General features: G+C 72.0%; 7 protein-coding genes. 6 read left to right on the forward strand and 1 reads right to left on the reverse strand.

The annotated features are described in order from the left end of the window. Window positions 1-172 precede the first annotated feature (172 nt). Complete coding sequence (locus tag ACTIGN_RS13525) at window positions 173-1,366, forward strand: prenyltransferase/squalene oxidase repeat-containing protein (protein ID WP_439624623.1); 1,194 nt, start codon at window positions 173-175, stop codon at window positions 1,364-1,366. A gap of 82 nt (window positions 1,367-1,448) precedes the next feature. Here ACTIGN_RS13525 and ACTIGN_RS13530 read toward each other — a convergent pair whose 3' ends face one another. Then, window positions 1,449-3,704: a bifunctional serine/threonine-protein kinase/formylglycine-generating enzyme family protein gene (locus tag ACTIGN_RS13530; RefSeq protein ID WP_439624625.1), complete on the reverse strand. Its 2,256-nt coding sequence runs from the start codon at window positions 3,702-3,704 to the stop codon at window positions 1,449-1,451. A 263-nt stretch (window positions 3,705-3,967) separates the two neighbouring features. On the opposite strand from ACTIGN_RS13530, the gene thiS reads away from it, so the two are divergent. The 5 genes from thiS (at window position 3,968) to ACTIGN_RS13555 (ending at window position 9,616) form a co-directional block, all read left to right on the forward strand. After that, window positions 3,968-5,062, forward strand: a complete 1,095-nt coding sequence (gene thiS / locus ACTIGN_RS13535) for a sulfur carrier protein ThiS (RefSeq protein ID WP_439624627.1) — start codon at window positions 3,968-3,970, stop codon at window positions 5,060-5,062. 20 nt (window positions 5,063-5,082) lie between these two features. After that, window positions 5,083-5,667, forward strand: a complete 585-nt coding sequence (locus ACTIGN_RS13540) for a Uma2 family endonuclease (protein WP_439624629.1) — start codon at window positions 5,083-5,085, stop codon at window positions 5,665-5,667. Further along, window positions 5,667-6,008 (forward strand): hypothetical protein, encoded by a 342-nt coding sequence (locus tag ACTIGN_RS13545; protein WP_439624631.1) that lies wholly within the window; start codon window positions 5,667-5,669, stop codon window positions 6,006-6,008. Before ACTIGN_RS13540 ends, ACTIGN_RS13545 begins: the two co-directional genes overlap by 1 nt. Window positions 6,009-6,117: 109 nt before the next feature. Beyond that, a complete protein-coding gene (locus ACTIGN_RS13550; protein WP_439624632.1) occupies window positions 6,118-9,318 on the forward strand; it encodes a WD40 repeat domain-containing serine/threonine protein kinase in 3,201 nt (1,066 codons plus the stop codon). A 16-nt stretch (window positions 9,319-9,334) separates the two neighbouring features. After that, window positions 9,335-9,616, forward strand: a complete 282-nt coding sequence (locus ACTIGN_RS13555) for a hypothetical protein (RefSeq protein WP_439624634.1) — start codon at window positions 9,335-9,337, stop codon at window positions 9,614-9,616. The last annotated feature ends 165 nt before the right edge of the window (window positions 9,617-9,781 follow it).

A 9,781-nucleotide genomic window follows, 5' to 3' on the forward strand; every position in this document is an offset into this window, starting at 1 on the left:
GGTCCACCCCCCTCGCTGGCGCTCAGCGTTCGCCCGCCGATACCTCTCACTCGCCCTCTCGCCCGGCCCCTCCTCCGAAAAATTCCGACCGGGCCGGTGAGGACCGGTCCGGTCGCTCGTCTCTGTGGTATCTCCGCTGTTGCGCACGCGGCCGAGTCACAGGAGAGATCGCATGACCGCCGACCAGTTCTTCCCCGCCAGCCGGTTGTCGCGCCGCCGGTTCCTCCCGGCCGCGGCCGGGGCCCTCGGCGCGCTCGGGGCCGGGCTCGGCGTCCACGGGGCGGGCCTCGCGGCCGACGACAAGCCGGAAGAGCTGAAGAAGAAGACCGAGGACTGCGTCGACAAGGCGCTCGAGTACCTCAAGCGGTCGCAGGCGGCCGACGGGAAGTGGACCGGCAACAACGGCGCGTACCCGGTGGCGATGACCGCCCTGGCCGGTATGGCGATGCTCATGGAGGGGAGCAACCTCAAGGAGGGGAAGTACTCCGAGCAGATCGCCAAGGCGGTCGACTGGTTCCTCACCAAGAGCCAGCAGCCCAACGGCCTGCTCGGGTTCAACCAGGGCAGCGACTTCGGCAGCTACATGCACGGGCACGGGTTCGGCACCATGTTCCTCGCCTGCGCGTACGGCGAGGCCGAGGACAAGGAGCAGCAGCAGAAGCTCGAGAAGGCGGTCAAGAAGGCCGTGGAGTTCACCGGGAAGGCGCAGATCAACCGGAAGCACTCGGCCGCGGGCGGCAAGACGATCGACATCGGCGGGTGGGGGTACACCAGCGCCCAGGAGAACGGCGGGGGCGACGAGGGGTCGATCACCGTGACCCAGCTCCAGGCGCTCCGGGCGGCCCGCAACTCCGGGATCGCGGTGTCCAAGGAGGTCATGGACAAGGCCATGGCGTTCCTGGAAGTGTGCACCACGCCCAACGGCGGGCTCATCTACAGCTACGCCAACGGGCAGGCGGTCAACGGGTCCGAGCGGCCGCCGATCACCGCGGCCGCCGTCGCGTGCTCGTTCAGCGCCGGCCAGTACAAGGGCGAGTACGCCAAGAAGTGGGTCAAGTTCTGCAAGGACAAGATCCCGTACGCCAAGGGCCGGATCGCGCACGACGAGTACCAGAGCTACTACTTCGCGCAGTTCGTCTACGTCCTCGGCGACGACCGGTACGGCGGCATGTTCCCCACCGAGGACAAGTCCACGTGGCTGACGTGGTCGAAGTACAAGGACGCGATGTACCCGTACCTCGTCGAGCAGCAGGACAAGTCGAGCGGGGCGTGGACCAGCGGGTTCATCGGCCCGGTCTACACGACCGCGATCAACCTCACGATCCTGCAACTCGAAAAGGGCATCCTGCCGATCTACCAGCGCTGAGCCCGGTCCCGGATTCACGAAACGCGACCGCCCCCGGACACTTGTCCGGGGGCGGTCGCATTTCACAAGTTGAGCGCCCCGGTCACTTCGGGACGGGGGCGAACACGACGCGGAACCCCACGTCCTCGCGGCGGTCGGCGGGGCGGACCCCGAGCCGCGACGCCGAGCGGCAGTTCTTCGGGTCGTCCTTGTACGACCCGCCGCGGACCACCCGCTTGTCGCCGTCGGACGGGCCGGTCGGGTCGGTGTTCGCCCCGTCGGCGTAGGACGACGGCTTGTACCAGTCGGAGCACCACTCGGCGACGTTGCCGTGGGCGTCGTACAGCCCGAACCCGTTGGGGTCGGTCTTGCCGACCTCCTGGGGCAGCAGCGGGGGCTTCCCGGCCTCGCCGCCGGTGCCGAGTTCCTCCTTCTCGCCGGGCCGGAACAGCGCCTGCTTCTGGTAGATGACCAGCGGGCCGAACGCGAACGGCTTCTCGCTCCCGGCGCGGCACGCGTACTCCCACTCGGCCTCGGTCGGCAGCCGGTACGCCCACCCCTTGCGGGCGTGCGGCGTCCCCTTCTCGGCCTCGGTGAGCTTCTTGCAGAAGTCGTTGGCCTCGTCCCAGGTGACGTACTCGACCGGGAGGTTCTGGGCCTTGCTGGCCTTGGCCGACGACTTCGCCGGGCTCGACCCCATCACCTTGAGGAACTGGCTGTGGGTGACCTCGGTGGTGGAGATCAGGAACGAGTGCTTGAGGGTCACGTCGTGGACCGGCCCCTCGTCGGCGCGGCGGCCCGGCTCGCCGTCGGGCGACCCCATCTTGAACGTGCCCCCGTCGAGCTTCAGGAGCTTCAGCCCGACGGTGTTGGTGAACGTGTCCGGGGCCGTCTCGGTCGGCCGCAGGAACTGGGCGTACACGGCCCACCCGAGGAGCCCGACGACGAACACGATCCCGAGCCCGAGGAGCACCAGCCCCCACGGGAACCCGGACTCGGCCCGGCGGCGGATCGGGTCGTCGGTGGTGGCCTGCGCCGGGAGCTTGAAGATCTGGCTGCTCCGCTGCGAGTCCGGCTCCGGGGGCGGCGGGTACCCCGGGGGCGGCGCGGCGGGCGGGCCGTACCCGGGGGGCGGGGCCTGCGGCGGGTAGCCCGGCGGCTGGGGCGGGTAGCCGGGGGGCGCGTACGGGGGGTAGCCCGGGGGCGGGCCGTACCCGGCCGGCGGGGCGGGGTACGGTTGCGCCGCGGCGTGCCGCCCCGTACCCCCCATGCCGACGACCCCCGAGTGCCGCGGCACGTTCGGGAACGTGCCCGTGGCCACCGGGCACAGCGGCTGGAGCGCCTGGGCGAGCTGGAGCGGGAACTGCGGCCGGGCGTCCATCGCCTTGGCCATGCACCAGTGGATGATCTGCTCGACCTGGGGCGGCGCGTCCATCCGCTGGAGCGACAGGCTCGGGGGCGGGTCGGTGCAGTGCTTGAGGAGCTTCTCGGTCGGGTTCGCGCCCTCGTAGGGCACCCTCCCGGTGAGGATGTAGTAGAGGGTGCCGCCGAGGGCGTAGATGTCGGCCCGGATGTCCACGGCCATCGGGTTGCGGGCCTGCTCCGGGGCGAGGAAGTCCGGGGTGCCGATCACGAACCCTTCCTGGGTGATCCGGTGCCCGTCGTCCGGGCCGCCCGCGGCGAGTTCGTTGTCCATGAGCCGGGCGAGGCCGAGGTCCACGACCTTCACCACGGTGCCGCCGCCGGCGACGATGATGTTCGACGGCTTGATGTCGCGGTGGACGAGCCCCTTCTCGAAGGCGTGCTGGAGCCCGAGCGCGGCCTGGCGGATGTACTCGCACGCCTCGGTGACGGGGAGCGGGCCGCGCTCGGTTACGAGCTTGGTCAGGTCCTTCCCGTCGATCAGCTCCATCACGTAGTAGTGGGTGGTGCCGGTCAGGTCGGCGTCGTACACCTGCACCACGTTCGGGTGCTTCATCTGCCCGAGGGCCTCGATCTCCTGCTTGAACCGGGCGGCCGCGGCCGGGTGGGTGAGCTTGTCCTTGCGGATGATCTTGATGGCGACGTCGCGGCCCATGCGGGTGTCGTGGGCCTTGTACACGCGGCCCATGCCGCCCTCGCCGAGCAGGTCCTGGAGGCTGTACCGGTCGAGGGTCAGTTCGCGGCCCCGGCCCTTGAAGATCTCCTTGAGCTGGAACGCCGTGAGCCACCCGCGGCCGCTCACCTCTTTGGCCAGGCCCTGGACGTCCGGCCGGGCGGCGGCGACCCACGCCCACAGCTCCTGGAGCTGCTCCTGCCGCAGCAGGCCGCTGGCCCGGAGGTTGGCGAAAAAGGCGGCCGTCGGGTCGGCGGCGCTCATCGGGCGTGCGTCCCGTGTGGTGAGGTGGGGTCCGGCGTCCCCACTGTTGTACCAGGTGCCGACCGGGGAAGGAAGCCACTGCGCCCGCGACGGAGGCTGTACATTAGTCTGGTAGAGGGCCGCCCCGCACCGCGGCCGGACCGTAAATTCGAAGCACGAAATCCGAAACTCGAAACGGAGCACACGGGTCGCGTATTTGTTCCGGGCTCCGCGCTTCGAATTTCGAGCTCCCTGGCACAGCACCGCTCCCGGAACCGACACCCATGCCGAACATCACCGTCAACGCCGAACCGAAGACGCTCCCCGACCCCGTCACCGTCGCCGACCTCCTCGCGCACCTGGGCAAGGACCCCAAGAAGCTGGCCGTCGAGGTGAACCGCACCGTGGTCCCGCGGGCCGAGCACCCGCGGTGCCGCCTCGCCGACGGCGACGCCGTGGAGATCGTCACGCTCGTGGGGGGCGGCTCCGGCCAGGAGTCGGGAGTCAGGAATCAGGAGTCAGCAAGACCGGTGACTCCGGACTCCGGACTCCCGCCCCCCGACTCCTTGCTCCGGGTCGGCGCGTTCACGTTCACTTCAAGGCTGTTCACCGGCACCGGGAAGTACGCGACCCACGACCTGATGCGGCAGAGCATGGAGGCGAGCGGGTGCGACGTGACGACGGTCGCCGTGCGCCGCGAGCGGCTATTTGACAAAGACGGCAAGAGCCTGCTCGATTTCCTCGACCTGAAGAAGCTCACGATCCTGCCGAACACCGCCGGGTGCTTCTCGGCCGACGACGCGGTCCGCCACGCGCGGCTCGCCCGCGAACTGCTGCTGAACCTGGAGAACCCCGGCGCGAGCTGGGTGAAGCTGGAGTGCCTCGCCGACAAGAAGACGCTCCTCCCCGACCCGGTGGACACGCTCAAGGCGACCGAGCAACTCGTAAAGGAGGGGTTCACGGTGCTCGTGTACACGAGCGACGACCCGGTGCTGGCGAAGCGGCTGAAGGAGGCGGGCGCGGCGAGCGTGATGCCGGCCGGGAGCCCGATCGGCAGCGGCCAGGGCATCCTGAACCCGAACAACATCCGCATCTGCCTGGAGTACCTCAAGGACGGCGACCCGGACTACCCGGTGATCGTCGACGCGGGCGTGGGCACGGCGAGCGACGTGTCGGTGGCGATGGAGCTGGGGTGCGACGGCGTGCTGCTGAACACCGCGATCGCCAGCGCCAAGGACCCGGTGCGGATGGCCTGGGCGATGCGGTACGCCACCGAGGCCGGCCGCCTCGCGTACCTCGCCGGCCGCATCCCGAAGAAGCTCTACGCCAACGCCAGCAGCCCGACCGAGGGGTTGATCGCCGGGACCGGGGCGAAGTAAACTCAAGCCGGAGGTGCCGCATGTCCACCGTGATCGAGCAGACGCCGGAGCAGCGGTTGCCCGACCGCTACGAGGTCGTGAACGGGCAGGTTCAGGAGACCCCGCCCATGAGTGCGTTCTCCGGGGAGACCGCCAACCTCATCCGTGATGAGCTGACCATCTACGCCCGCTCCTCCGGTCGGGGGCGATCGCGGAACGATCTCCTGTTCCGACTCCCGCTCCCAGAGGACGCCAGCCGCAACCGCGCCCCGGACGTGGCGTTCATCTCGTTCGAGAGGTGGCCCGCCACCCTCCCGCTACCGTACCGGGGAAACCCCGTCGATGTCGTTCCCAACCTGATGGTTGAAGTGGCCAGCCCAACGGACGACGCGGAAGACTTGATCGCCAAGGCGCACGAGTACCTCCGGGCCGGGGCGGAACTGGTGTGGCTCGTGTTCCCGCGGGTCCGGCAGCTTTATGCCTACACGGCCGTCGGCACCGCACCGCGGTTGGTCACCGAGGCGGACGTGCTCGACGGCGGGACCGTGCTGCCCGGGTTCTCCGTTCCGATGGCCGGGCTGTTTCCGGCCCAAGCCGTCGCGAGTGAGGACGCCGAGGAGGAGTAATGGACCCGTCAGCCGTCTCGCCTCCCGCACCGAAGAAGCTCCGCATGTACATCCTCGTCCGCGAGTCGGTGCCGACCGGGTTCGCGGTCGTGGCCGCGGCGCACGCCTCGCTCGCCGCGTACCTCGCGTTCCGGGACGCGCCCGAAACCGCCGAGTGGCTCGCGGGGCCGTTCTACAAGACCGTGTGCCGCGTCACCGACGACGAGTTCGAGCGGGCCAAGGGGGCCGAGGACCGCGTCGTCGTCACCGAGTCGGCGCTCGGGGGTCAGGAGGTCGCCCTCGCGTTACGGCCGCGGGCCGAGTACCCGAAGGCGTTCCGGTACTTCAAGCTGTACCAGTGAGGTCGGAATCGCCACATTCGCTCGCTTCCGCGGGGGCGGGGGCGTAAAATCGGATCATCGGGCCGGCCCTCTCCCGTCACCCCGACCGGTCCGCGACCAGGTGCCCCACATGCCCGAACCGCCTCGCACCGGCGAAGCCGTTCTGGACCTCATCCGGAAGAGCGAACTCGCCGACGACGGCGCGCTGACCGCCTTCCTCAACCAAACTGCGCTCGTACCCGCCGACACCGCCCCGGCCGCCCTCGTCGACCAGCTCGTCGCCGGCGGCGTCCTCACCGCGTTCCAGGGCAAGGCGATCCTGCTCGGCAAGTGCCGCGGGTTCCGCCTCGGGCCGTACCGGATCCTCGACCAGATCGGCTCCGGCGGCATGGGCCAGGTGTTCCTCGCCGAGCACGCGCACATGCGGCGGCGGGTCGCCGTGAAGGTGCTCCCGCTGCGGCTCGCCACCGACAAGGCGATGGTCGAGCGGTTCTACCGCGAGGCCCGCGCGGTCGCCGCCCTCGACCACCCGAACATCGTCCGCGCCCACGACGTCGGGTGCCACCGGGGCACCCACTACCTGGTGCTGGAGTACATCGAGGGCCGGTCCCTGGCCGACCGGCTCGCGGCCGGCGGGCCGCTCCCGGTCGGGCTCGCGTGCGCGTACGTCGTCCAGGCCGCCGCCGGGCTCAAGCACGCGCACGACAAGGGGCTCGCGCACCGCGACATCAAGCCCGGGAACATCCTGGTGGACCGCGACGGGGTGGTGAAGATCCTCGACATGGGGCTGGCCCGGTTCTTCGAGGACGAGCGGGACCGGATCACCCGCGACCTCGACGCCGGGTCGGTGATGGGCACCGCCGACTACGTCGCCCCCGAGCAACTCACCGACAGCGCCGCGGCCGACCACCGGGCCGACATCTACTCGCTCGGGGCCACGTTCTACCACCTCCTCACCGGCCGCCCGCCGTTCGACGGGACCACGACCGCGAAGCTCCTCGCGCACCAGGTGCGGCCCGTGGCACCGGCCCACGTCGTGCGCCCGGAGGTGCCCCCGGCGGTGTCCGCGGTGATCGAGCGGATGATGGCCAAGGCCCCGGCCGACCGCTACCAGACGGTCGGCGAGGTGGTGACCGAACTGCTCCCGTACGTCGGCACGGTGACCGACGCGGACGGGGCGGCGACCGTGCGGCTCCCGCCGATCGTGGCGGCCGCCCTCAGCCAGAGCACCGGCCTGTTCCCCACCCGGCGCACCCCGGTCCCGGCCCGCAAGAAGACCCGGGGGCCCCGCCGCGTCGCCTTCGCCCTCGCCGCCGTCGCCTTCGGGGGCGTGTGCGGCGTGCTGGTGGCGCACCTCACGCGGCCCGACGCCGCGGGGCCGCAGGTCGCGGGGCCGACGCCCCCGGACCCGCAACCCGACCCGCCGGTCGCGCGGCCCGACCCGCCCCCGCCCGACCCGCCCAAGAAGCCGCCCGACGACCCGAACGCGCTCGCGCCGCTGGTCCGCCTCGACGGGGGGAAGGACAACGTCGAGGCCGCGGTGTTCACCCCCGGCGACCGGTTCCTCGTCACCGCCGGGGGCGACGGGACGGTTCGCGTGTGGGACGGGGCCACCGGCGCGCCGGTCCGGAGGATCGAGGCGCACGCCGACAAGGTCCGCGACCTGGCGCTGCTGCCCGGCGGCCGCCGGGTGCTGTCCGCGGGGCACGACCGGGCGCTCAAGCTCTGGGACCTCGACACCGGCGCGTGCCTCCACACCTACCACGCGGCGGCCCCGGTAACGGCCGTGGCCGCCCTGCCCGACGGCCGCCGGTTCCTCGCCGCGGGGGCCGACGGCAGCATCTCGCTGTGGGACGCGGACACCGAAACGGTGCTCAAGCAGTACCCACCCGCCCCGCTCGGCGTGTTCGGGTTGGCCGTCACCCGCGACGGCCGCCGGGCGGTGGCCGCGACCTGGGACCTGCGGCGCAACGCCGCGCGGCCCGACGAACTCGCCAAGCTGACGCCCGTGGCGATCTGGGTGTTCGACGTCGAGTCCGGCAGGGAGGTGCGGCGGATGGCCCCGGACGCCTCGGTCGCCCACGTGGCGCTGTCCCGCGACGGGCGGCTGGTCGCGTTCGGGACCGGCGACGGCGTGGGCGTGTGGGACGTCGAGGCCAACACGTGCCGGCTGCTCACCGGGCTGAAGGGCCGGACCGTCTCGACCGCGTTCACCCGCGACGGGCGGCACCTCGTTTCGACCGGGTTGGACTGGGCGGTCACCGTGTGGGACGCGGCCACCGGCCGCCCGCTCGCGACCGAGGCCAAGCTCGCCGGGCCGGGGCTCGGCGTGGCCCCGGCGCACGACGGGCGGCGGGTCGCGGTGGTCGGGGCCCGTGGCGAGGCGGCCGTGTGGCGGCTCCCCGCGGCGGCCGCCGCGGCCCCGCCCGCCCCGGACCTCCCGCGGCCGGTCGCCGTACTGACGCGGGCGCTCGGGCTCCCGGAAGACGTGGCGTTCTCTTCCGACGGGGCGAGTGTCGTCGGGGCCGCGTCGGTGTCGCGGGACGTCGTTGTGTGGAACGCTTCGACCGGGGCCGAGGTCGGCCGCGTCCGGACCCCCGAGCCGGCGACCGGGACCCGCGGGCTGGCCGCGCTGCCCGGCGACCTCGTCGCGTCGTGCTCCGGCAGCGACCCCGCGGTCCGGGTGTGGAGCCCGAAGGCCGGGAAGTCGGTCCGCACCCTCACCGCGGACAAGGTGACGCACTTCACCGCCGTGGCCGCCGCCGGGGACCGGGTGTTCGCCACCGCCAACGACCGGACGGTGCGGGCGTGGGCCGCCGGCTCCGACGACGAGCCGGCCCGGGTCGACACCAGGGCCGACTGCCGCGGGCTCGCGGTCGCCCCCGACGGGGCGCGGTTCGTCGTCGGTTGCACCGACCGCTCGGTGCGCCTGTTCGACGTCGCGACGAAGGCGCAGCTCCGCTCGACGACGTCCGACGTCATCCCGTGGCGGCTCGCCGTGTCGCCGGACGGCAAGTGGGCCGCGTTCGGTACCACCACCGGCGTGACGCTGTGGAACCTCGACACGGGCGAGACGCGGGCGCTGGCCGGGGCCGAGAAGTACGTCGACGGCGTGGCGTTCACCCGGAACGGGCGGTTCGTCCTCGGTGGGTCGGCCGACCGCGGGCTGTACACCTGGGAGGTGGCGCCGGGCCGGTTGGTCGGCCGCGTCGCGGACCACACCAACCTCATCCGCTCCGTGGCCCTTTCTCCGGACGGAACCCGCGCGGTGACGAGCAGCACGGACGGTACGGGCGTCGTGTGGCAGTTGCCCGATTCGATGGCGAAGTGAGCGGAGGCGACGAGGGATGGCGGTCGAGCGCGTGCGGTGCCCGTGCCGGGCGAACCCCGAGTGCAAGCTGTGCGGCGGGTCGAACTACTACGACTACGAGGTCGGGCCGCGGGGGTGGCTCCCGTTCGCCTGCCCGACGTGCGGCGGGTCGCGGGTGATGCCGGGTGCGGCCGACGCGCCGCCCCGCCAGTGCGTGACGTGCCGCGGTGAGGGGAGCATCGACCCCGGCTACCCGCCCCAGATCGAAACGACCGGCGGGTTCCTCCGCATGATCTGGCGCGTTTTCTTCGGCGGGTAGCGTGAAGCGCGACGACCCCCGAGGGGGGATGGCGTGGCTCGGCGCGGTCGCTCTTGCTCGGTTGAAACCGTCGGTGGTTGGCGGGCCGCCAATGGCCTGTCGGGCGCATTGCTCGACCGATTGCGGCTCGATCCCGCGCGGCTAGAGGGCGCGGCGGCGGGAGTC

Source organism: Gemmata sp., assembly GCF_051859125.1.
Taxonomy (GTDB): Bacteria; Planctomycetota; Planctomycetia; order Gemmatales; family Gemmataceae; genus Gemmata.